Source organism: Pukyongia salina, from assembly GCF_002966125.1.
Lineage (GTDB): Bacteria > Bacteroidota > Bacteroidia > Flavobacteriales > Flavobacteriaceae > Pukyongia > Pukyongia salina.
The window spans coordinates 1,390,636-1,414,664 of record NZ_CP027062.1 but is presented as its reverse complement, the minus strand read 5'-3'; the positions used below and the strand labels follow the sequence as shown (position 1 = coordinate 1,414,664).

The following is a 24,029-nucleotide window of genomic DNA, read 5'->3' as shown; positions in this document are numbered from 1 at the left end:
GCCTATTAGTGGAATAGATTATATCATAAAATTATAGCGATTCGATTGAGAAATTTCATACATCTTCAATTAATCGGTATGCCATTTGCAAACTATTAAGTGATTAACATTTAAATTGAAAGTTATGAGAGTTTTAAAGATTTTTTCGACCTTCCTGGGCGTACTACTCATATCCTGTGGTTCAACCACCAGGACAATTTCGGAAAGTACAACGGAAGAAGCCGCAAGCAATTCAGTAATAATTAATGACATGACCGAAGAAGGATTTTTTAGCGGGACAATAGTCTACTCTGATAAGGAAGGAGATTGTGCCTATGTTATAGAAGTTGATAGTGAAGACCATTCCTATATGTTGGACCCGATTAACCTCGATACGAGTTTTATGAAAGACGGTGAGAAGGTGTGGTTTAAATTCAATGGCCTTAGAATGATGAATCGATGTGACAAGGCGAATCCGGTAAGTATTGTTGAAATGAAGAAAAAAGAGGAATGATCAATGAAAAAAAATACGTGAAAATAAAAGGAGCGCTAATGACAGCGCTCCTTTTTTATTCTACAATGTGAGTTTTTTATCTCACTACGATCTTGGCCGATCTAAAGGAACTACTTGATGTATCACCAATTTGTAATACATACACTCCTGAAGACACAGAAGACATATCTAAATTATGTACATAACGATCACCTTGCTTCTCAACGCTACTGGTGGAGATAAGCTGACCTAATTGGTTATAAACCTGCACTGTGGCTACGCCATCAAAACCGGTTACCATAATGATCTCAAACTGGTTATTGGCTTTTGTTAGGATGGTAAGATCCGAATTATTGATCTCGTTGTCCGCAATTCCCAGAGTTGTATTAGTTACTGTTTTCATTGCAGTGTCATTACCAGTATTACTATCTCCAGGCAAATTAGTCTTGGCTACGATATCGTAATCTGTCTGAGGTGTAGACAGATCTGCTGTCTGAGTAAATGTGAACGATTCTGTAGTTCCGGCTACTATAGTTCCACTGTAGTTCTCTACTACCGGTGTTCCGCCATCAATGGTATACTGAACCTCAGGATTTACAATATCGTTACTTCCGAAGTTACGAATAGATACCACTATATCTTCAGTAGCCGTTAGCGGGCCGCTAACCGGTTGATCGATACTTAACATCCCAATATCGTTTGGTTGAGGAGGTGTTAACTGGAATACTCCTACAATACCTCTTCTTGGGCCATTGATATATTCGTTGATAAACCAGAACTCGTCGTCACTGGTAGGGTCTATTGTCATTTTATTGTAATCACAATATCTTAAATTCGGAACATTGGCAGTTGAAACACCTATTTCCTCTTCGATAACCGTCATTGTTCCCAGCGGATCCCCATCAAATCTTCCGGTGTAATAGGATCCAACCCTGAAATCTGTTGGGTTAGGAGTGGTAGGTCCGGCCATAGCCGAATATCCAAGTGCAATGTTACCATTATCATCCATGATCATACTTCCCATCCAGGCATGTTTGCCATCAGGAGATGTATAAGTACCTTCCTGGTAAAGAGTCCAGGGCATATTATCTGCAGGCTGGCGGAATTCGTACCAGCGTACACCTGCTAATTCTCCTCCACCACCATCGGTATCTACAACAAAATTGAAGATCGCCGAATTATGGCCTACAAATTTTCTGAACTGTGCCTGGTTCATTATAGTATTCTGAACGGCATCGATAGGTACACCCCCTCCAGGCTGTGTAAGATTGGAGAAGTTCCCTCCATCAAAAACACTAATAAACGGAGTTGTTGCAATTTCGGTTGCTGCAGATATGGTAGAGTTTCCAATTGTTCCCCAATCCATATCTACTGTCCAATATTTAATATGGTCTGTAGCAATACCTCCGAAAGCATCATCCTGAAGGAATACTACGGTTGCTCCACCGGCAGCCGGCATATTTCCATCACTCACATTAAAGAACTGTGGGCTGAAGAAAGGCGTGGTTCCTAATACTCCCGGCAGATTGAAAGAAGCGATCTGCGCAGCAGGATTTCCTAAAAGCATTTCGTCTCTTTCCAGAGCAAATACTTTTTGCGATCCCTGTGTATTTTGTGTCATGTAGTATCCATCGCTCCAGATGGATAGTTTCTGATAGTCGTTAAAACTCTGCGAATAAACATACCAGCCATCGTTGATAGGATCCGGCCCATCGGAAACGGCTATAGAAGTACTGGCTCCTAAAAAGGAAAGTACCCAACGGTCTGCATCCTTATCGTAAGATACAGTTAGATCACAACAACCACCACCAGGAAAAATCGCTGGGTTAGGAGCAGTTGGTGACTGAAGTACATTACCACTCTTATCATAGATCACAAAAGCTGTATTGTATGTTACAAAAACGTGGTTTGGTCCAACCGCCATAGAAGGGTCTGTTGGGCTACTACCTGAGCCATAAGCATCGAAAACCAAACTAGGAGGTGCAGTTCTCACAGATTGTGTTTCAGAGTTAGGGTTACTGGCCAGGGCATCGTCCTGACTTAATGGATCATCGCCAATTAGTCCCGGTGCATTCTGGGATCTTTTATCTTGTGCTTCCCTCACGGTTTCATCCGGAGGTGTAAGCATTCCTTGTCTGGATGCTAAGGAAGGAACATAGATCATAGAATCGAATGTTCCAACAGTAGCAGGTCCTTGTGGTACGTTGGGAACGATCTGGTTCACCTGCGCATTAATAGTCATTGATAGCATAAAACACAGTATCAATGTAAAATAGAATTTAAACTTCATCTCGCTAGTTTTTTGGTTAAATTTGGATTAAAGTCTTTAAAATTACATCAATATTTCAATTATCCATACAGTTTGAATAGAAATAACGCAAATTATTCGGCTCACAATCAGTATTTTCAGAATTTGAAGCTCACATAAACAAGGTAAAATCGAGCAATATTTGTATTTTAACAATCCTAAGAATGTAAAACCATCAAAATATGACCTTATTAAAAACATGCCTTGCAATAGCCACTATTTTTGTGATCTCCTGTAATTCTACTTCCAAAACAACTGCCGAAGACGCATCTACAGATACCGAAGCTTCTGCCATGGAGGCCAAAAAAATGATGGAGGCCGGGTTTAAAAAAGCTGTGATCGTTAGTTCGAAAGCTGAAGGAGATTGCCCCTACGTTTTAAAAATGGAGGAAAACAACAATTTGCTCGATCCTATAAACCTGGAAGAAGGCATGAAAAAGGACGGTCTTAAAGTTTGGGTGACCTACCAGGGTCTGCGAATGATGAACCGCTGTGAGAAAGCCAATCCGGTTTCCATCGTGGAAATTGAGATGCGGAACTAATGGTTACTACTTTATTAGGATAACCACTCTTTATACGCCATACTCTTAGACAGATGTTTTGCCACATCTTCTATCGAGATACGTTGTTGATCCATAGTATCTCGATTCCTTAAAGTAACGGTACCGTCCTCTTTGCTTTGATGATCTACGGTTATACAAAACGGAGTGCCAGCCGCATCTTGTCTTCGGTACCGTCGTCCCACGGCATCTTTTTCGTCGTAGATAACATTGTAATCCCATTGAAGCTCCTCGATGATCTTCTGGGCGATCTCCGGCAAGCCGTCTTTCTTTACAAGCGGTAGCACGGCGGCTTTCACTGGTGCGAGAATGGCGGGTAATTTCAACACTGTTCTTACGCTACCATCTTCTAAGGTTTCCTCCTGAAGGGATTTACTTAGAATTGCCAGGAACATGCGGTCTAACCCAATGGATGTTTCAACAACATATGGCACATAGCTCTCATTCAATTCGGGGTCGAAGAACTGTAATTTCTTACCAGAAAATTCTTCATGTGCCTTTAGATCGAAATCGGTACGCGAGTGGATCCCCTCTAATTCTTTAAATCCGAAGGGGAAATCGAATTCTATATCGGTTGCCGCATTAGCATAATGGGCAAGTTTCTCATGGTCGTGGAAACGATAATTTTCTTTACCCAGACCAAGGGATAAATGCCATTTCAAACGTGTTTCTTTCCAGTATTCGTACCATTTCATTTCCTCTCCGGGGCGTACAAAGAATTGCATTTCCATCTGCTCGAATTCGCGCATCCGGAAGATAAATTGTCTGGCTACGATCTCATTTCTGAAAGCTTTACCGGTTTGAGCGATACCAAAAGGAATTTTCATCCTTCCCGTTTTTTGAACATTCAGAAAGTTTACAAAGATCCCCTGCGCTGTTTCCGGTCTGAGGTACAGATCGGTCGCAGATTCGGCGGAGGCACCTAGTTTGGTGCCAAACATGAGGTTGAATTGCCGTACTTCGGTCCAGTTCTTACTACCCGATATAGGATCGGCTATCTCTAATTCTTCGATCAACGCCTTCACTCCGGCCAGGTCTTCGCTTTCAAGGAGTCTGGCCATCCTGTCCAGGATCTCTTGTTTTTGCTCTCTGTATTTTATCACTCTTGGGTGAGTAGAAACAAACTGGGCCTCATCGAAGGCGTCACCAAATCGCTTCTTTGCTTTAGCGATCTCTTTTTGAGCCTTTACCTCTAGTTTTTCGGCGTGATCCTCTATAAGTACATCGGCCCGGTATCTTTTTTTCGAATCTTTATTGTCGATCAATGGGTCGTTGAAGGCATCAACATGGCCGGAGGCTTTCCATGTAGTGGGATGCATAAGGATGGCGGCATCTATCCCAACAATATTCTGGTGCATATACACCATGCTTCTCCACCAGTATTCCCGAATATTGTTTTTTAGCTCTACGCCTTGCTGACCATAGTCGTAAACAGCACTTAAGCCATCATATATTTCACTGGACCCGAATATATATCCATACTCCTTAGCATGGGATATTACTCTCTTAAATTGATCTTCATTATTTGCCATAGCGCAAAAATAAAAAAACCGCTACGATAACATCATAGCGGTTCATATTTTTTAAAGTTCTTTTTACTTCAGCTCCATTGTAGTGGTTGCAATTTGTCTGGAGCCATCGAATACGTTAATGGTATATCTACCTTCGATTAGATCGTCTTCCAGGGCATCTACCAGTATACAAACATCCAATTCTTCATTTTCGTAAAATACTTTCGTTGCCTCACTATAATTAAGGGTTCCTTCTTCAAACTCCATGGTGGCCTTTTTACCTAAAAGATTGTTTTTGGGGTTTATCACCTGTACATAGAGAAGTCGATCTCCTTTTTCGGCTATATCGTTAGGTGTTAAAGTGAAACATGCACGAACTTTATCGGCACGGCTCGATCTACGAGTATCCACTATCTTTCCACTACTACGAACAATTACGGCTTCACCTCTAAGATCCACTGCATTAACGATAGATCCTTTCTTAATTGTTTCCGCCATAGCGATATTCTGTTCACTAACAGAATCTACCACCCGAATGGTTTCATTTAGCACCACGTTGGTACTGTCCCGTTCGAGAGATAATTGTTTGTTAGCAGCGATCAAGCTGTCGGCTTTTCTAAAAAGTACCTTTCTTTCCTGTTTAAGTCTTCCGATCTCTGCCTTATAACGTTCTATCAAAGCTACGTTTGCTTCGGCATCTTTTACCGAATCAAGCAATAACTCGATACGTTCACGCGCGGCCAAAAGGTCTTTGTCTTTTAATTCGTTATCCTGAATTACCTCATCGTAGTTGGCAATAAGATCTTCAAGTTCATCTTCAATGTCTGCTTTTTGCTGTTCTAACCCGCTTACCGTATTTTTACTATCGTTGTACAGGGTAACGGTGTAGACAGCTAGGGCAATAAGCAGAGCGGAAAGTATCCCGATCAATACTTTGAATTTAGCACTGTTGTTTTCAGTTGTCATATGAATAGATTTAGTTTAGGTTTGTGGGACAAATGTACTACTGTGGGTCAATTACTTACGTTTACAAAATGGTAAATTTAATTAAAATATGTTAAATATCTTATTTCCCAAAGTCTGCAATGGTTGTTCCGAAATGTTGCAAATCTCTGAAAACGTGATCTGTACGTCTTGTCGGCATCAACTTCCACTAACCTGTCAACACCGCAGCGGAAATCAGGGAATGAAGAAGATTTTTTATGGTAGAATACCTCTGGAGAATGCTACTTCCCTGCTATTATTTCAGAAAAAGGGCATCACACAACAGTTGCTTCATAACCTTAAATATCGGGGACAGCAGGAAATTGGCACTTTTCTGGGTACCTGGCTGGGAAGCGAATTGGCCGAACATCCCGATTATAAAGGCGTCGATCTTGTTATTCCTGTCCCTTTACACCGTAAGAAGCGCAGGATAAGAGGGTATAACCAGGTTTCTCACTTCGCAATTGAGATCGCAAATAAACTGGGGGCGGATTATTCGGAAAGTATCTTACAAAAAAAGACAGGAACCCGCTCCCAGGTATTCAAGAATCGCCTTACTCGCAGCCAGACGCATCAGATATTCGAACTTCGTGAAACCGACCTTTTAAAAGGCAAACACGTCTTAGTTGTAGACGATATAGTGACCACGGGTGCTACATTGGAAAATTGTGCATTAGCGCTAATTAAGAATGGTGATGTTAGAGTAAGTTTTGCCACCATGGCAATGGCATAAAAACTTTAGCTATTTTTGTAGCCATGAAGCAACGCCTTTACTTTATTCCTATTGTTTTATTTGCTATTCTTATTATGGCAAATTGCGCGAAAAAAGGAAGGCCCAGTGGAGGTCCCCTGGACACAATACCCCCCATTATCGTAAGAAGTGTCCCTGAGAATTTCTCCACAAATTTCAATGAATCTGAGATCAGAATTTATTTCGATGAATATATTAAGCTGAAGAACCTTCAGGAAAACCTTATCATTTCACCTCCGATGAAATATGCTCCTGTGATCACTCCGCTAAACACGTCGAAAATGCTTCGGATAAAACTTCTGGATACCCTTGCCGAGAATACTACCTATTCAATAAATTTTGGGAAAAGCATTGTAGACAATAATGAGGAGAATGAGTTCGAATTCTTCAAGTACGTCTTCTCTACCGGTAGTTATATAGACAGTCTAAAGGTTAGGGGTAAAATATTGGATGCCGAATTAAGAGGAGCCCAATTTCCTGTAACAGTCATGCTGTACGAACTTAATGATACCTTTAATGACTCCACGATCTATAAGGAAAAGCCGATGTATATTTCTGCCACGCGTGACAGCTCCAATACCTTCGAGATCACCAATGTTGCAGAAGGCAGGTATAAGCTACTGGCCCTGAAAGAAAAATCCAACGACTATATTTTTCAGCCAAAGTCGGACAAGATCGGTTTCCTGGAGGAGATCGTTGAATTACCAACAGATACTTCATATACGCTTAAAATTTTTAAAGAGGTCCCCGAATTGAGTATCGCCAGACCTGCTCATCTAAGTAAGTACCATATTCTTTTTGGCTATGAAGGAAAACCCAAGGATCTAAGTATTACACCACTATCGGAGCTCCCCGACGCATTTGTTTCAAAAACAATAAAAGATATAAAGACAGATACCCTGCATTATTGGTTCAAACCAGAGATTGAAACAGATTCGTTACTATTTTTAGTAGGGAACAAAGAACAGACAGACACAGTTGAAGTACGCATGAAAAACCTATATGCAGATTCACTAGTGGTAACTGCGCATACCGTAGGAACATTGGTTCCCCGGGACACTATGAAATTAAAAACTTCTACACCTTTAGTGGCCATAGACGATTCTATGATAAGCATCATGGATAAGGATTCTGTCGATATTTCATTTGCTACGCGCATTCACCCCTCGAATAACCTGGCTGAGATTATTTTCCCGAGAGGAGAAGATCAACGGTATAAGGTAGATCTATTTCCGGGAGCACTCACCGATTTTTATGAGAATGTAAGTGATAGCCTAACCTATCGCGTGGACACTAAAGACAATTCAGACTATGGTACGATTGCCATCAGGATTGAGAATATCGATAGTTTTCCAGTGATAGTTCAGTTACTTTCAGAAAAAAATGTTACTGTAGATGAGCGTTTACTTACAGCAAATTCAGTAGTGAATTTTGACTATATCAAGCCTGGTAATTACTACATTCGTATTGTTTTCGACTCAAATGACAATGGAATATGGGACACAGGTAATTTCCTTAAAAAGCAACAGCCGGAGGTAATTAAATACTATCCTAAGAAAATTGAAGTAAGGGCAAACTGGAGCCTGAATGAAACCTTTATATTAGATTAAAAGTATCACGGTCGTTGAGGAACTGTAATTTCTTTCGGGTTTCTTGTATATGCTTTTTATTCAGGGAAACATTGATACTAAATTCGTTCTCAATTTCCTCTCCTGAAATACAATCGCCCAGAACATCGTAAATGGCGCTATGACCCACATATGTATGCCCATTCCCATCTTCTCCTACCCGGTTTACGCCCACACAATAACTCATGTTCTCTATAGCTCTGGCTTTGAGTAAGGCATCCCAGGCTTTTATACGCTTTTCGGGCCAATTGGCAACATAGATAAGGAGATCGTAATCTTCGGTATTTCGCGCCCATACAGGAAAACGCAGATCATAACAAATTAATGGACATATCTTCCAACCCTTATATTCTACTATTAGTTTCTCATTTCCGGCTGTATAAGTACGATGCTCTCCCGCGAGGGTAAAGGTGTGTTTTTTATCGTACCAGTCGTAACTGCCATCCGGAAATACGAAATAAAGGCGATTGTAAAATCTATCTTTATCTTTTACGATCACACTTCCGGTTATTGCCAGGTCATGTTCGGTCGCCTGAGACTGCATCCAGGAAAGGGTGGGCCCTTCGTTTTCCTCGGCTAGCCGGGAAGCATTCATGGAAAATCCAGTGGTGAACATCTCCGGTAACACGATTAGATCTGCATTATCGGCAATAGAAATTATTTTAGTAGAGAACATCTCCCGGTTCGAAACGGGGTCCTCCCAATGTAGCGGAGATTGAATTATTCCTACAATCAGTTCTTCTTTCATCCTCATTTATAATTTTCCAGTAAGGCAATGGCATCCTTCACACTGTGCATCCTGGCATGATCCAAGGCTGTATTCCCTCGATCATCCTTTATTCCGGGATCGGCACCATTTTCTAATAAGAGACGCACCAAATTCGTCCTGCCAAAACTAACAGCAAAGATTAGTGCCGTACCCCCGTTAAAGTTTCGGGTGTTAACGTTGGCTCCGGCTTTTATTAATTTCTCAGCGATTTCTTCAAACCCTTTAAAACAGACCCCCATTAATGCTGTATTCCCGGAAGTATCCTGGGCATCGAGATCCTGAGGAAAATTCAAAATAATATCGGTGATCTCCTTTAGTCCAAAATAGGTTGACAACAACAAGGGCGTAGAGCCTCGCTGATCCCGGGACCCAACCAATTGGGGATTACTCTGTAATAGTTCGGAAACCTTATTTTCGTTATTATCGCGTATCGCATTGAACAAAGAGTCGCTCATATCAAATTGCTTTTTCAGTACTATAAAAATACGACTCTAAGCGCTCCTGAACAAACAATCCAATCGTATTAGAACTATCTATTTAGATAGAATTGAGGATAGCGGCTGCCTGCTCAAGGGTTTCTTCTTTCTTTGCAAAACAGAGTCGGATTTGATGAAAATCCTCTCCGTTCGCATTAAAAACTGAAGTGGGGATGCTCGCAAGACCTTTTTCCTTTGTAAGCCATTCGGCGAAGGCAATATCACCTTCCGAAGAAATTTCAGAATAATCCAATAGCTGAAAATAAGTTCCTTTTGAGGGCACATATTTAAAACGAGAGCTCGAGATCAGGTCCAGGAAAAGATCTCTTTTCTGCTGATAGAACGCTGCCAGGTCCTCGTAAGTCTGTGCATCTTGTAAATAGGTTGCTAAAGCCTTTTGAATGGGATGATTTACACTAAAGACATTATATTGATGTACTTTTCTGAATTCCTCCATGAGGACTTTAGGGGCCGCACAGTACCCGATCTTCCAACCCGTGTTGTGAAAGGTTTTTCCAAATGAAGCTGTGATAAAAGTTCTTTCGGCCAGTTCCGGGAATCTCGCGGCACTATTATGTATGTTTCCGTCGAAAATAATGTGTTCGTAAACCTCATCGCTAATTACCAGGAGTTGATGTTTTACGCTTATTCGCTGAAGTTCCTCCATATCTTCCTTCGAAAAAAGCATTCCGCTGGGATTATGGGGTGAATTAACGATGATCATCTTTGTTTTTGGCCCAATACTACGCTCTACTTCTTCCCAATCGGGTGAATAGTTTGGTGGCCTCAACTGTATCTGCCTGGAAACTCCTTCAAACAAAGAGACCGCAGGTTCGTAGCAATCGTACGCCGGTGAGAACACTATAACCTCATCGCCTTTATGAATTGAAGCCGCTATGGCCGTAAAGATAGCCTGAGTTGCCCCGGCAGTAATGGTAATATCTGTTTCTTCAGAATAGTTACTGCCATAATTGTTGTTTAACTTGGAAGCTATCTGAGCCCTTAATTGCGGGTCGCCGGGCATGGGAGCATACTGATTGTATCCTTCTCTCATTGCGCGCTCCACCAGATCGACTAGAAGGGGGTCCCCGTGAAAGTCGGGAAAGCCTTGAGAGAGATTGATAGCACCGTATTCTTGCGCCATTTTACTCATCACAGTGAAGATTGTAGTAGTTAATTCGGGCAGTTTAGAAATCATTTTATAAAGGTACCATCAATCCTTCAAATTTACCTGTTTTAATGGTTTTCCTTTCATTTTACTGAAAATGTGTATATTGCTACCCCCAAATCTTGATCGACACGAATGAAAAGAGTGATAATTCACTTGCTTATGCTTCTGTTCGTAGCCCCCGTTATATCCCAGGAGGCTTCGGATATTCCCTCTATTTCAGAACAAAAAGAGCAGTTCAGGATTCTCAAGAAAACTGCAGATGAGTATTACAATAGTGGTAATTATCGTAAATCGCTCGAATCTAACATATCCTTACTGAAAATAGCCCTAAAGCTTAATGATCCGTTTTATAAGCACCAGGGATACCGCCTTTTAGCATACGATTACCTGGCCATGAACGATACGTTGATGGCTCGCGAAAACTTTAGTAAATCCATACTCTTCGCGAAAGAAGCCGAGAACGATACAGCAACGGCCCATATGTATATGGATATGGCGAATATTTATTCGACCATTCAGCCAAATTATAAAAAGGCGATGGACTACCACAACAAGTCGGTAGACATGCTAAAACAGATAAATGATTCGGTTAATCTTGCCAAAGCACATTTTAATACGGTACTTACAGCCTTTGAAGCAGGTGAGTATAACGAAGGTTACGCGCATTTATTAAGGGCAAGAAAACTGGAAAAATTCGAACCACACGCATCTTATGGGGTGGCTCTCGATAATCTCATGGGTGAATACTATTACAGCAAGGAGAAGTATGAACTTGCGCAAAAATATCTTAGAAAAGCCGCCGAAGTAGCCGAACGAGAAGGCTTCACCCTGGAATTGGAAAACGCTTATTTCTATCTAAGTGAATGTTTATATAACCTGGAAGAATACCAGGAAGCCTTTCTTATAAAGGATAAATACGAAGAATACTCCATTGAGAATATGGAGAAGGCGCTTTACGCCGAAAAGGATGAAACTTCTGCCCGATTTGCGATCGAAGAATACAGGAAGGAAGTTCAGGCTGCTGAATTGCAAAACAGCTTACAGGCAGAAATTGTGCGTAACAAGAGTATGCTTAATAATGTGTTGCTCATTGTTTCCTTTTGTGTATTATTCCTATTGCTAGTACTATATCTTGCTTACAGAAAGCGAAAGGAATTAGTAGCCGAATTACGTGTAAAAAATGCCGAATATTTAATGGCCAAGGAGGAGTCTGAGCGACTTGCGAAAGCCAAAAGTAACTTCTTCTCTACAGTAAGTCACGAATTGAGAACACCGCTATACGGAGTTATCGGACTTAGCACCTTATTACTTGAAGACAAAGGATTGAAATCTCACGAAAACGACTTGAAATCGCTCAAGTTTTCAGCAGATTACCTGCTGGCGTTGATCAACGACGTTTTACACCTAAACAAAATTGATTCGAAAACCGTGGAAAATGAAAAAGCTTACTTCAATCTAAGGGAGCAGATCAAGACGATCGTTTCTTCCTTCGAATACATGCGTATTCAGAATTCCAATACATTTCACATCAATATAGATGAAGATGTACCTAAGTTGATACGAGGAAATTCGGTGAGACTATCCCAAATATTAATGAATCTAATAGGGAATGCGTGTAAGTTCACAGAACATGGAGAAATCTACGTAAATGCTTCACTAAAGGAAATTTCATCAAACCAGGCCACCATTTCCTTCTCGATCAAGGACACTGGTATTGGTATTGCTGAAGGGAAACAAGCCTCGATATTTGAGGAATTCTCACAAGGGAATAATATTAATTACAATTACCAGGGTAGCGGACTTGGACTGCCTATCGTTCGAAAATTACTGGAGTTGTCCAATTCAGAGATCCATGTGGAAAGCAAACTGGGGGAAGGATCGGTTTTTAGCTTCGATCTTACCTACGATATCTTGAATAAAGCGTACAAAAAGGAGACGGTTAAAACTTTAGATACGAAAGATCTAAAGGACAAGCGAATTCTAATAGTAGAAGATAATAGGATCAACCAAACTGTTACCTTAAAAATTCTGGAACGCGAAGGCGTAATTTGTGAAATTGCTGAAAATGGAGAGATCGCGATAGAAATGGAGAAGAAATCTAATTACGATCTTATTCTTATGGACATCAATATGCCGGTAATGAATGGTTTGGAAGCAACTCGGGGAATTCGTAAACGAAATAAGAGCATTCCTATTCTCGCACTTACCGCAGTTGAAGTTGAAGAAATGAGATTTAGTATTTACGATTCAGGAATGAACGATATCATTGTAAAACCTTACGATATCGGTAAATTCACTCAAACCATATTAAAGCATCTTAACGGTACCGATTCTCAGGGGGATATGTCTAAATTACAGGCTATTTAAATTATCCTTTTAAACTGGCGCTTAGGTATTCCCGGTTCATACGTGCGATATTTTCCAGCGAAATTCCTTTTGGGCATTCCACCTCGCAAGCTCCCGTATTGGTACAATTACCAAACCCTTCCTTATCCATCTGCTCTACCATGTTCAGTACCCTTCGGCTAGCTTCAACCTGCCCTTGCGGAAGAAGCGCAAACTGACTCACTTTAGCGGCGGTGAATAGCATCGCACTGGCATTCTTACAGGCAGCAACACAAGCGCCACACCCAATACAGGCAGCAGCGTTAAATGAAGCATCCGCATCATCCTTTTCTATAGGAATAGCATTCGCATCTATTGTGTTTCCAGATGTATTAACCGAAATGTAACCTCCGGCCTGCTGTATACGATCAAACGAACTTCGATCTACCATAAGATCCTTTATCACCGGAAAAGCTTTAGCCCGGAATGGCTCTATAATAATAGTATCGCCATCGTTGAATTTTCGCATATGCAATTGGCAAGTTGTGATGAGCCGGTCGGGACCATGTGGTTCGCCATTGATCTGCAATGAACAGGTACCACAAATTCCTTCCCTGCAGTCGTGATCGAAAACCACCGGTTCTTCCCCTTTGTTAATGAGTTGCGTATTTAGTACATCTAACATTTCGAGGAAAGACATATCTCCATCAATTCCATCGATTGGATATGTTTTCATACTTCCTTTTGCAGCGGCGTTCTTTTGACGCCATATTTTAAGTGTAAGCTTCATAGCAGCCTTTTATTTATAACTTCTTGTCTTAACTTCAATATTATCGTATTCCAGGTTTTCCTTATGAAGAATTGCTTTCCCTGGATCTCCCGTATATTCCCAGGCAGCGACATACATGAAATTTTCATCGTCGCGCATTGCCTCACCTTCCTCTGTCTGATACTCTTCTCTAAAATGTCCTCCGCAGGATTCTTTACGGTGCAAAGCATCGACGGCGAACAACTCCCCTAATTCCAGAAAATCTGCTACCCGCATCGCCTTTTCCAACTCTGGGTTCACTTCGTTAGCATCACCAGGCACCAAAACATCTCTCCAAAATTCATCACGTAATTCCCGGATTGAGGATATGGCTTCTTTCAAACCTTGTTCATTACGGGACATCCCTACGTTATTCCACATTATCTTCCCAAGGCGTTTATGGAAATAATCTACAGATCTCGTCCCTTTATTTTTGATAAGTTTCTCGAGCTGTAACCTGATATTGTTCTCCGCTTCGTCAAATTCGGGCGTGTTGACAGGTATTGGTCCGGTTCTAATATCGTCTGCGAGATAATCACCAATGGTGTATGGCAATACAAAATAACCATCGGCCAGTCCCTGCATTAGGGCAGAAGCCCCTAATCTGTTAGCTCCATGATCGCTGAAATTGGCTTCGCCTGCACAGAAACAACCGGGAATGGTCGTTTCGAGATTGTAATCAACCCAAACACCTCCCATGGTGTAATGTACGGCAGGGTAGATCATCATTGGCGTTTTGTACGGATTCTCATCTACGATCTTTTCGTACATCTGGAAAAGGTTACCGTATTTGGCCTCGATCACCTTTTCACCTAATTCTCTAATTTTTTCTTCTGAAGGATTCTCTATATGATCAACGGCTGCGGCTTCCCTTCCATATCTCATGATAGCCGATGCAAAATCAAGAAAAACAGCTTCCCCCGTCTTATTCACTCCAAAGCCGGCGTCGCATCTTTCCTTTGCTGCCCGGGAGGCCACATCTCTCGGTACAAGGTTACCAAACGACGGATAACGTCTTTCCAGGTAATAGTCCCTATCTTCCTCAGCCAGGTCTACAGGTTTAAGTTTTCCCTGTTGTATGGCTATGGCATCTTCTTTTTTCTTCGGAACCCAGATCCGGCCGTCATTCCGAAGGGATTCAGACATTAACGTGAGTTTAGACTGATGATCTCCAGAAACAGGGATACAGGTGGGATGTATTTGAGTATAGCAAGGATTTGCAAAATAAGCTCCACGCTTATGGATCTTCCAGGAGGCTGTAACATTACTTCCCATTGCATTGGTAGAGAGGTAAAATACATTACCATATCCTCCACTCGCGATCACTACGGCATGGGCCGAATGTCTTTCAAGCTCTCCGGTTACCATATCGCGTGCGATGATCCCTCTGGCTTTTCCATCAACGATAACAAGATCGAGCATCTCATGACGGTTATATGGTTTTATCTTTCCCCGATTAATTTGCCTATTCATCGCCGAATAAGCCCCCAAAAGTAGTTGTTGCCCTGTTTGTCCTTTGGCGTAAAATGTTCTCGACACCAATACACCCCCAAAGGAACGGTTGTCCAGCAGACCTCCGTATTCCCGGGCAAACGGCACTCCCTGAGCAACGCATTGGTCTATGATATTGGCCGAAACTTCTGCCAGACGATAGACGTTGGCTTCCCTCGATCTGTAATCGCCACCTTTAATTGTATCGTAAAATAATCTATAGGTAGAATCCCCATCACCCTGATAGTTCTTGGCGGCATTGATCCCACCCTGAGCGGCGATAGAGTGCGCTCTACGAGGAGAATCCTGATAGCAGAATGTCTTTACATTGTAACCTAGTTCGGCTAATGTTGCGGCGGCACTACCACCGGCCAGTCCGGTCCCTACTACGATCACATCTATATTTCGCTTATTCGCCGGGTTTACCAGGTCTATATCATTTTTGTGTTTTGTCCACTTCTCACTTAAAGGTCCTTGAGGTACTTTTGAATTCAATATCGACATATCTTCTGCTTTTTAGTGGGGTAATTGATTGAAATGATGGTACAGAGCTATAAATACAAAGCCTAATGGGATTAGAACAGCATAAAGTCTTGTAAATCCTTTGAGTGCTCTTGAATATTTGTTGTTGAAACCAACACTCTGAAATGACGAAGAGAATCCGTGCCACAGGTGAAAGATGAGCAAGATAAAGGCAAGGGTGTACAAGCCAACTCTTACCGGACTTTCAAATTTGTGTACCAACTCCGGAAAATAGCGGCTGGGATCCTCGGGGTGCGTTTCGATATACTTATGAACGATCTCCGGAACCCAGAAATCGTAAAAATGCAATCCTAGAAATGCAAGGATAACCACCCCGGAGATGAGCATATTCCTGGACGCCCAACTCGAATTACTGTTCCCCTTGTAAGATTTATAGTTAATGGCTCTTGCCTTGCGGTTTTGATACTCTAAAATGAATCCCATTATGAAATGAAAGACCACACCAAAGATTAAAACCGGCTGTAGCAGGAATTGTACCAGGCCATTGGTTCCCATAAAATGTGACCAGGAATTAAAGGTGTCCGGATCTATCACCGATGAAATATTTATTACAAAATGTTGCCCAAGGAAAAAGACAAGAAACAGACCGGAAAGTGCCATGGCAACCTTACGGGCTATGGAAGTAGATATAAATCCCATTATGGTTTTCTTTTCGAAGATTTAAGATGAACAAAAATACGGCTGAAAAAAGTTAAAGCCAAACAATTAGGTTAGATATAATAACAAAAAAGCCACATCAGATCGATGTGGCTTTTCGGTTTAAAATTCAAGTGGCAATTACTTTACAACTAATTTTTTAACAGCTGTGTTTCCTTGCTGAGTAACTTGTACCATATAAACTCCGGCGTTAAGTCCTTCAACACTTAATTCATTATTAGTAAGAACGGTATTGATAACTTGTTTTCCAAGAACATCGAATACAGCAACCTGCATTTCAGCCTGGATACCAGTGTTAATAGTTACAGTACTTCCGTTTGCTGGGTTAGGAGCAATTGAGAAATCTGTAAGTGCATTGTCTCCAACTCCTGCGATAGGCAGTAACTCAAGTCCGAAGATCAAGTTAGAAGGAGTACACTGACAAAGACCGATCATCTGCCACATAGCAGGATCAACCTCATCTGTGATAAACAATCCACCTGCAAGAACATCAGTTGCGCCTGCACTAGCACCATCTGCTGTAAAGTCGTAAACAACTCCAGTTGGTGTTCCACTAGGAAGCTCTAACTGAACAATGAAGTCACGGCTAGGAGCTACACCATTCTGGTCATGGATCCAAAGGAAAGGTCCACCAGCAGAAACGTTATCTACAGCTCCACCATAGATAGTAGTTCCATGAGTTGCTGCACCAATAACAGAAAGCTCATTTCCACTCATATCTACAGAAGCGATATCTGAACCAAAGTTACCGATCCAGAAACCACCGTTACCTCCGTCAAGAGTCTCATCATATGTTACCATTCTGGCAGAAGCAGATGAACCTGTTGTGACATTGATAGTATTGGAAACCGTCATTGCTACAGGGTCTACTTCAAAAATATTAAGTCCAGCTGTACCTAAATAAAGGTTTGTTCCATCTGTGGTTAAAGCACGTGTTCCGGTTACACCAGGAACAACAATTGTTTGAATAAATGCACCAGCGGCATCAAGAATGTGAATCTGATCCGTGTTCCAGGTAGATACCCACCATTCGTTGTTGATAAAGGCAACACCCGCTTGAGACTGTGCTCCAATACTTCCATTAACTCCAACGTCAACAATGTACTGAAGATCAAATAATGCATCAGGAGTATTACCGTTAGGAGCTGGTCCGGCAGGCCCAGCTTCGGCTACCTGTGCAAACGCACCAACAGTACCTACAGCTAACGCCATAATAAATAGTCGTAGTTTTTTCATAATTAATTAAGTTTTAGATTAATGATCATATAAATATAGTACTTTTTTTAAATTCCTTAACACACTAATGTGAATTTAATTTATTTCTTTTAAATTTTTCCTATTTCACCTCAAGTGTGGTTATTGCTTCCTTTCCGTCAATTGAAACTGTTATAATGTAACTTCCTTTAGTTAAATAAAACAGGTCATTTTCGGCCTTTTTGATTTCCGTTCCGGATTTACCTAACGCTTTTACCCCTTTTTCTGAAACCGACAGATCGTATTCTACAATATTGATACCTCGCTCCACATCCACAACCATTCGCTGAAGTCTGTTTTCGTTTTCATCGGTAACTACCACCTCGGCTTTGCCTGTAGCAGGGCTATAAAACTGAATATCCCTTGAGGGCTCAAAAATATCGTACCAGGGGCTAAACCTGCTTCCCCATCGCCCCGAAGACCTGATGGAACCTATATCGGCCAGCAGCACCTCATTCATGGATCCCGTGCTCATCTTACTTAAGACTTCCGTATCAGCCAGGTAAAATGACCGCCCGTGCGTCCCCAGAACCAAGTCCTTTTCACGTTTTTGAATTACCAGATCATGCACGGCTACATTAGGCAATCCTCCCGAGAAAACATGCCAGTTATCACCCCGGTTAAAACTCACCCATGCCCCGTTGTCGGTCCCCAGGTAAAGGACATTTTCATTATGCGGGTCTTCCTTGATCACATTAACCGGAGACGCGGTTAAATTAGTTGTGATCTTTTTCCAGCTCTGCCCGTAGTCTTCGCTAACATACACATAAGGAGTGAAATCATCCCAGCGATATCCGTTTAAGGTAACATAGACGCGCTCCTTTTTATGCTCGGAGGCTATTACACGACTAACCCACAGATCTTTTGGAAAGGAATTGGAAATATTAACCCAGTTACCTCCACCGTTGCGTGTTACATGCAGCATTCCATCGTCACTTCCGGCATATATTAGTCCAAATTGAAACGGTGATTCGCTTATAGATGTTAGTGTTCCGTAGGCAACATTCCCGGCCTTTCCTCCCTGGGTGAGATCGCCGGAGATGGGTTCCCAATCGTCTCCCCTATTCATGCTGCGCATCAATTTGTTCCCACCTAAATACAGAATATCCTGATTGTGCGAGCTCAACAATATAGGAGTTTGCCAGTTAAATCGATATGGGGTTTCGCCTAGTTCGTGTTTGGGTTGTATATAGGTCTGTTCATCGGTTTCGAGGTTTAGCCTGAAATAGTTTCCAAATTGAAAACCTGTGTAGACCACATTGGTATTCCTGCTATCGATCTGCACTTGCATCCCATCGCCTCCCATAATGGATTTGTACGGATTCTCACCGCTTTGATGCCAGCGACTATTCATTTCGGCATTGTGAGCCCCTTTCCAAACTCCGTTATCCTGAAGACCCCCGTAGACATTATATGGTTTCTCATCATCCACATTCACAGTATAGAATTGTCCTACCTCAGGGGCATTGTTCTTGATCCAGGTCTCACCATCATCGTATGAAATATTCACACCACCATCATTCCCGTTGATAAGATGGCCTTGTAATTTAGGATTGATCCAAAGTGCGTGATGGTCTGCGTGCACATTATCTGCACTAATCGATTCGAAAGTTTTACCACCGTCGGCCGATTTTAAAATTGGGACTCCATATATATAGATCTTATCTGCATTGTTCGGGTCCACATGGATCTTTCCGAAGTAATACCCATAAGAAAAATAAATTCCGTCCAGATATCCTTCATGGGTCTTCTTCCAGTTTTTTCCACCATCTGTACTCTTGTATACTTCTGCTCCTATTACCGGGGTGTCGAACAACATGGTGTTGGCATCCTCAAGATAACGGGCAAGATCTACCGGTTTCGCCTTGCCGGTCTTCACCATCTCTTTTACACTTTCGGCCGTGTATTTTTCCTGAAATCCGTTTTGCCTCAGGTAGGTTTTAAGCCTGTTGTTATCAAGCCCCATAAATTGTGCGGTGGTCATGGTCTTAAAATCGTCTTTCACCAACATCCCATCATTAGTTTCCAACTTCTTTTCATCTTTTCTTCGGAACTGATTATCGTGAATTGCGTACACTGTATTAGCATCTACTACAGCAAGCCCGATGCGACCTACTCCTTCACCAACCGGAAAACCACTTCCGGCAACGGTAACTTTAGTCCAGGTATTTCCGGCATCGGTACTTTTATATATGGCACTCGCGTTTCCATTACCTCTGAAATTCCAAGCTTTTCTGTCTTTATCCCAGGCAGCCGCATACATCAAGTTCCAATTGTTGGGGTCCACATCCATTTCGATGATCCCGGTCTCATCGTTCACAAACAAAGTTTTGTTCCAGGAGGCTCCCCCGTCAACGGTTTTATAAACTCCTCTCTCGTTATTCTTCGAATACAAATGTCCTACAGCACTTACCACAACCTCATTGGGATTGTTAGGGTTGATCATGATCTTACTAATATGATGCGCATCGCTAAGGCCCATATTCTTCCATGACTTTCCTCCATCTTCGGAAAGAAGAAGGCCAATACCGGCATAGGATGAGCGAGACGAATTTACTTCTCCGGTACCCACCCAAAGCCTGTTATTCTTCCAGTCCATGGCAAGGCTGCCCACATTTTGTGTTGGACTCGAATCCAGCACAGGCTCGAAGGAAGTTCCGTTATTACGGGTGTGCCAAACTCCACCACTTGCATAACCTACATAGAACTCTACAGGATTGTTGGGGTTAACGGCAAAATCTACTACTCGCCCACTCATAATAGTAGGTCCAATACTCTTGAAGGGTAAATTTTTAACTATAGAAGTTTCGGCAAGTTGTTGTTTTTGCTGAATGCCTTTTATCACTTCGGAAGCAGGTGTGGCTGCAGGTTGAGCAAAGAGATTACATGTAACGAGAAGGAAGCTTAAAATGATTAGTTTTTTCATATTCGTGGATTTTCAGAATTTGAAAGTACAGAAATGCGAACTGATTGCAAAATATTCGGAAGTTGTATTTCATTAATTAAATTCGAAATTTTATTCGAAGCACAAATTGCTGTATTTTTGAATCTATTCTGAAAAGCTATCTATGAAATACCAACCTATACATAATTCGCTGTACATTAAAAACCGCAGGAATTTCATGGCTGAAATGAAACCAAGAAGTCTCGCGGTGTTCAACAGCAATGATATTTACCCCATTAGTGCAGACAGTACTATGCCTTTTCAACAACACAGAGATATACTTTATTTAAGCGGTGTAGATCAGGAAGAAAGCATCTTGTTATTGTTCCCGGATGCTGTGGAAGATAAACACAGGGAAGTACTTTTTCTAAGAGAGACCAACGAGCATATTGCAATTTGGGAAGGCGAGAAGTTAACAAAAGAGAAGGCCTTCGATGTGAGTGGCGTGAAGACGGTTTACTGGTTGTCTGATTTCGACAAAATATTTTTCGAACTAATGACCCAGGCAGAAACGATCTATTTTAATACGAACGAACATTACCGGCAGTCTGTAGAAACCGAAACTCGTGAAGCTCGTTTTATAAAAGCTACCAAAGAGAAGTTTCCGGCGCATAATTGGGCGAAGAGTAATCCTATTCTACAACGACTGAGAGCGGTAAAAGATCCGCTGGAAATCGAAGTACTGCAACAAGCATGCGACATTACGGATAAAGGTTTTAGACGAGTACTTCAATTTGTCAAACCAGGTGTATGGGAGTATGAGATCGAGGCAGAGTATATGCACGAGTTTCTAAGAAACCGGTCTAACGGCTTCGCGTACACCCCGATAATTGCAAGCGGGAACAATGCCAACGTGTTGCACTATATAGAAAATAACCAGCAGTGTAAAGCGGGTGACCTCATCCTAATGGACGTTGGTGCCTCTTATGCAAATTACAGTAGTGATATGACACGCACCATTCCTGTGAGCGGGACCTATAGTAAACGACAGAAAGAGGTTTATAACTCGGTATTGAAGGTTAAGAACGAAGCTACCAAATTACTGGTTCCGGGTGCGTATTGGAAAGAATACCACCTTGAGGTAGGTAAACTAATGACCTCCGAATTGCTACAACTTGGCCTGCTCGATAAGGCCGATGTACAAAATGAAGACCCGGACTGGCCTGCTTATAAAAAATATTTTATGCACGGTACCAGTCATCATATGGGACTGGATACACATGATTATGGAATACTTTGGGAACCAATCAAAGCCGGAATGGTATTTACTGTAGAGCCCGGAATTTATATCCCTGAAGAAGGATTTGGGATTAGACTGGAAGACGATGTTGTTGTTCAGGAAAAGGGCGAACCTTTTAACCTGATGAGAAATATCCCGATCGAGGCCGCGGAGATCGAAGACCTCATGAATTCCTGAAATAATAAGATCAGCAAGATTAAAAACGAAAAAGGCTATCCGCATGACGGATAGCCTTTTTTAGTTACACTGTACTTGGGGTTATACGTGTACTACACTGTTCTCGGTTGCTGCAAATTCATTCCACTGATAGCTGTCGGCCTGATCGTCGTTAGTCCAGTTACCGTCTACTACATATCTGAATTCGTAAGACTGATCCTTATCAAGGGAAACAGTTCCTTTAAACGATCCGTTCTTTAGTTTTTTAAGAGGAGTAGAATCTGCGTTCCACTCATTGAAAGATCCTGCAACTTTTACCTCATTCGCTTCGGCAGCAGGAACTGTAAAAGTTACTTTGCATACCGGCTTGCTCTTTAAATATTGCTTCGAAATAGCCATGATTATAATGTTTTTAATTTGGGGTAAATCTATGATACAAATTCTATAATCCAAACACTTAACTTGTAAAATATCAGCGTTTTACGAATAATTCAAAAAGTGATACTTCTTTTTATCAACTTATAAATAAAGAGGGGTTTAAAAAAAGAAATTCGCAATGAAATACGGTGAATTTGACAAACGAAAATGACGCATTAAATAACTATATCGTTTGCGAAAAAACCGGATTTTGTGAAAAAGTTTAAATAAACGTCAAATTCACTCATTTCGCTTTTCAATATCGTTGGATTTTCTGTTTGAAATGCCATAAAGATTTGAAAGGATGAAAACGATCAAGAAGGGCAATAACCATCCCATATGATCATTAGATAGTGGAATATACATCCGGATCGATTCCATAACAGGTTGAGGTATTAGTTGTAGGTTAAGAGTTGCAGCAAAGTCTGGGATGCTAAAGATAACAGTGGCGATCACAGTGGCCCGATACACTAAACTACTTGTATATCTATCTGGTAAAACGCTTAGGATGATCAAGACAATGGTAATAGGATAAATAAACATCAATGCAGGAATCGCCACATCGATAATATAACCCACGGTATGCTGTCCTACCAAAACTCCTATCACACAGCCCGCCAGGGCGGTGATAATATAGGCCTTTTGCGAATCTTTGAAGACACCCTTTACAAAGTCGGCCGTCCCGGTCACTATCCCTACCGCTGTTGTAAAGCAAGCGAGTGCTACCAGCACAGCTAGAAAAGCCGTCCCTATATCTCCCAGTGAAGTTGTACACAATAATAGAAGTAGTTCGGTGCGATCGTCCACCTGTATGGAACCACTTTGCCATGCTCCTAATGCGATCAGGCCGGCATAAATAATAAATAGGCCCATCCCGGCCAGCAGACCCGATTTTGCGATCATTCTCCGTCTGTCATCATATTGATATTTCCCTTGCAAACTGAAAGAAATAACAATAACACCTCCCACCACCACCCCTCCAATAGCGTCGAACGTTTGGTAGCCTTCAAGTATCCCGGATACCAGTGTATTGTCGAACATCGATGAACGTAAGGCTTCGGTATCGGTAAATAGGCCCAGGATAATTACCAATAGTAAAATTATAATTATCATGGGGGTGAGATATTTGCCAATGATGCTTAGGATCTTATTCCTGTTAAGTACAAATACAAGCACCAGCGAAAAATATATTATACTCAGCCAGAGAGATGAAAGTTCGAAATAAGGCTCGATAGCCATTTCGTAGGCCATGGAAGCTGTCCTTGGAGAAGGAAGAGAAACCGAGATCGCATACACTAGTACAGAGTAAACCATGGCGAACCATGGCGAAACCTTGTTCGCAAAATCGAGCATGGTTCCTTGTAAGCGGGCGTGGCCGTAAATTGCCATAATGGGTATAATAACTGCCGAAATAGCAAAACCAATGGCTACCCAGAACCATCCGGATCCTGCATTATATCCTAAGTATGGTGGTAAAATAAGATTCCCCGCTCCGAAAAAAAGAGAAAATAGAGCAAAAGCCGTGATCACAATTTGCTTGCGTTGCGTCATTAACAGATATTTG

At 41.7% G+C, this 24,029-nt stretch carries 19 protein-coding genes; 6 read left to right on the top strand and 13 right to left on the bottom strand.

Going from position 1 to position 24,029, the window contains the following annotated elements; genetic code table 11:
* Positions 1-124 precede the first annotated feature (124 nt).
* A complete protein-coding gene (locus C5O00_RS06285) occupies positions 125-493 on the top strand; it encodes a hypothetical protein (RefSeq protein ID WP_105215910.1) in 369 nt (122 codons plus the stop codon).
* A 76-nt stretch (positions 494-569) separates the two neighbouring features.
* Here the strand turns inward: C5O00_RS06285 and C5O00_RS06280 are convergent, their stop codons facing one another.
* Entirely contained in the window at positions 570-2,762 is a 2,193-nt protein-coding gene (locus C5O00_RS06280) for a T9SS type A sorting domain-containing protein (protein WP_105215908.1), read from the bottom strand.
* 200 nt (positions 2,763-2,962) lie between these two features.
* Between C5O00_RS06280 and C5O00_RS06275 the strand changes: the two genes are divergently transcribed.
* Complete coding sequence (locus tag C5O00_RS06275; protein ID WP_105215906.1) at positions 2,963-3,322, top strand: ElyC/SanA/YdcF family protein; 360 nt, start codon at positions 2,963-2,965, stop codon at positions 3,320-3,322.
* Between the two features lie 14 nt (positions 3,323-3,336).
* Here the strand turns inward: C5O00_RS06275 and C5O00_RS06270 are convergent, their stop codons facing one another.
* Complete coding sequence (locus C5O00_RS06270; protein ID WP_105215905.1) at positions 3,337-4,872, bottom strand: glycine--tRNA ligase; 1,536 nt, start codon at positions 4,870-4,872, stop codon at positions 3,337-3,339.
* A 63-nt stretch (positions 4,873-4,935) separates the two neighbouring features.
* Positions 4,936-5,817 (bottom strand): DUF8428 domain-containing protein, encoded by an 882-nt coding sequence (locus tag C5O00_RS06265; RefSeq protein WP_105215904.1) that lies wholly within the window; start codon positions 5,815-5,817, stop codon positions 4,936-4,938.
* 220 nt (positions 5,818-6,037) lie between these two features.
* Here C5O00_RS06265 and C5O00_RS06260 point away from each other — a divergent pair, with 220 nt between their 5' ends.
* Positions 6,038-6,568, top strand: coding sequence for a ComF family protein (locus C5O00_RS06260; RefSeq protein WP_244593038.1), 531 nt, complete (start codon positions 6,038-6,040; stop codon positions 6,566-6,568).
* A 23-nt stretch (positions 6,569-6,591) separates the two neighbouring features.
* Positions 6,592-8,196 (top strand): Ig-like domain-containing domain, encoded by a 1,605-nt coding sequence (locus C5O00_RS06255; RefSeq protein ID WP_105215903.1) that lies wholly within the window; start codon positions 6,592-6,594, stop codon positions 8,194-8,196.
* Here the strand turns inward: C5O00_RS06255 and C5O00_RS06250 are convergent.
* From C5O00_RS06250 to C5O00_RS06240, 3 genes are all read right to left on the bottom strand, one after another.
* A complete protein-coding gene (locus C5O00_RS06250) occupies positions 8,183-8,962 on the bottom strand; it encodes an amidohydrolase (RefSeq protein WP_105215901.1) in 780 nt (259 codons plus the stop codon). The genes C5O00_RS06255 and C5O00_RS06250 overlap by 14 nt on opposite strands.
* A 2-nt stretch (positions 8,963-8,964) precedes the next feature.
* A complete protein-coding gene (locus C5O00_RS06245; protein WP_105215899.1) occupies positions 8,965-9,438 on the bottom strand; it encodes an ankyrin repeat domain-containing protein in 474 nt (157 codons plus the stop codon).
* 82 nt (positions 9,439-9,520) lie between these two features.
* Positions 9,521-10,657, bottom strand: coding sequence for a methionine aminotransferase (locus C5O00_RS06240; RefSeq protein ID WP_105215897.1), 1,137 nt, complete (start codon positions 10,655-10,657; stop codon positions 9,521-9,523).
* A gap of 105 nt (positions 10,658-10,762) precedes the next feature.
* Here C5O00_RS06240 and C5O00_RS06235 point away from each other — a divergent pair, with 105 nt between their 5' ends.
* Complete coding sequence (locus tag C5O00_RS06235; protein ID WP_105215895.1) at positions 10,763-12,997, top strand: tetratricopeptide repeat-containing hybrid sensor histidine kinase/response regulator; 2,235 nt, start codon at positions 10,763-10,765, stop codon at positions 12,995-12,997.
* 1 nt (position 12,998) lies between these two features.
* Here C5O00_RS06235 and C5O00_RS06230 read toward each other — a convergent pair whose 3' ends face one another.
* The 5 genes from C5O00_RS06230 to C5O00_RS06210 all read right to left on the bottom strand — a co-directional run bounded on the left by C5O00_RS06230 (position 12,999) and on the right by C5O00_RS06210 (position 20,634).
* Positions 12,999-13,745 carry a succinate dehydrogenase/fumarate reductase iron-sulfur subunit gene (locus C5O00_RS06230; RefSeq protein WP_105215893.1) on the bottom strand — a complete coding sequence of 249 codons (747 nt, stop codon included), beginning with the start codon at positions 13,743-13,745 and terminating at the stop codon, positions 12,999-13,001.
* A 9-nt stretch (positions 13,746-13,754) separates the two neighbouring features.
* A complete protein-coding gene (locus tag C5O00_RS06225) occupies positions 13,755-15,758 on the bottom strand; it encodes a fumarate reductase/succinate dehydrogenase flavoprotein subunit (protein ID WP_105215891.1) in 2,004 nt (667 codons plus the stop codon).
* 12 nt (positions 15,759-15,770) lie between these two features.
* A complete protein-coding gene (locus tag C5O00_RS06220; protein WP_105215889.1) occupies positions 15,771-16,436 on the bottom strand; it encodes a succinate dehydrogenase cytochrome b subunit in 666 nt (221 codons plus the stop codon).
* A gap of 138 nt (positions 16,437-16,574) precedes the next feature.
* A complete protein-coding gene (locus C5O00_RS06215; protein ID WP_105215887.1) occupies positions 16,575-17,690 on the bottom strand; it encodes a T9SS type A sorting domain-containing protein in 1,116 nt (371 codons plus the stop codon).
* Positions 17,691-17,790: 100 nt separating this feature from the next.
* On the bottom strand, positions 17,791-20,634 hold the full coding sequence (locus C5O00_RS06210) for a WD40/YVTN/BNR-like repeat-containing protein (RefSeq protein WP_105215885.1): 2,844 nt from the start codon (positions 20,632-20,634) through the stop codon (positions 17,791-17,793).
* Between the two features lie 142 nt (positions 20,635-20,776).
* Here C5O00_RS06210 and C5O00_RS06205 point away from each other — a divergent pair, with 142 nt between their 5' ends.
* A complete protein-coding gene (locus tag C5O00_RS06205) occupies positions 20,777-22,069 on the top strand; it encodes an aminopeptidase P family protein (RefSeq protein ID WP_105215884.1) in 1,293 nt (430 codons plus the stop codon).
* Between the two features lie 81 nt (positions 22,070-22,150).
* Here the strand turns inward: C5O00_RS06205 and C5O00_RS06200 are convergent, their stop codons facing one another.
* The gene (locus tag C5O00_RS06200) at positions 22,151-22,447 is read right to left on the bottom strand and encodes an isoamylase early set domain-containing protein (protein ID WP_105215882.1); all 297 of its coding nucleotides are present in this window, start codon (positions 22,445-22,447) and stop codon (positions 22,151-22,153) included.
* Positions 22,448-22,705: 258 nt separating this feature from the next.
* On the bottom strand, positions 22,706-24,016 hold the full coding sequence (gene brnQ / locus C5O00_RS06195; RefSeq protein WP_105215881.1) for a branched-chain amino acid transport system II carrier protein: 1,311 nt from the start codon (positions 24,014-24,016) through the stop codon (positions 22,706-22,708).
* Positions 24,017-24,029 lie beyond the last annotated feature (13 nt).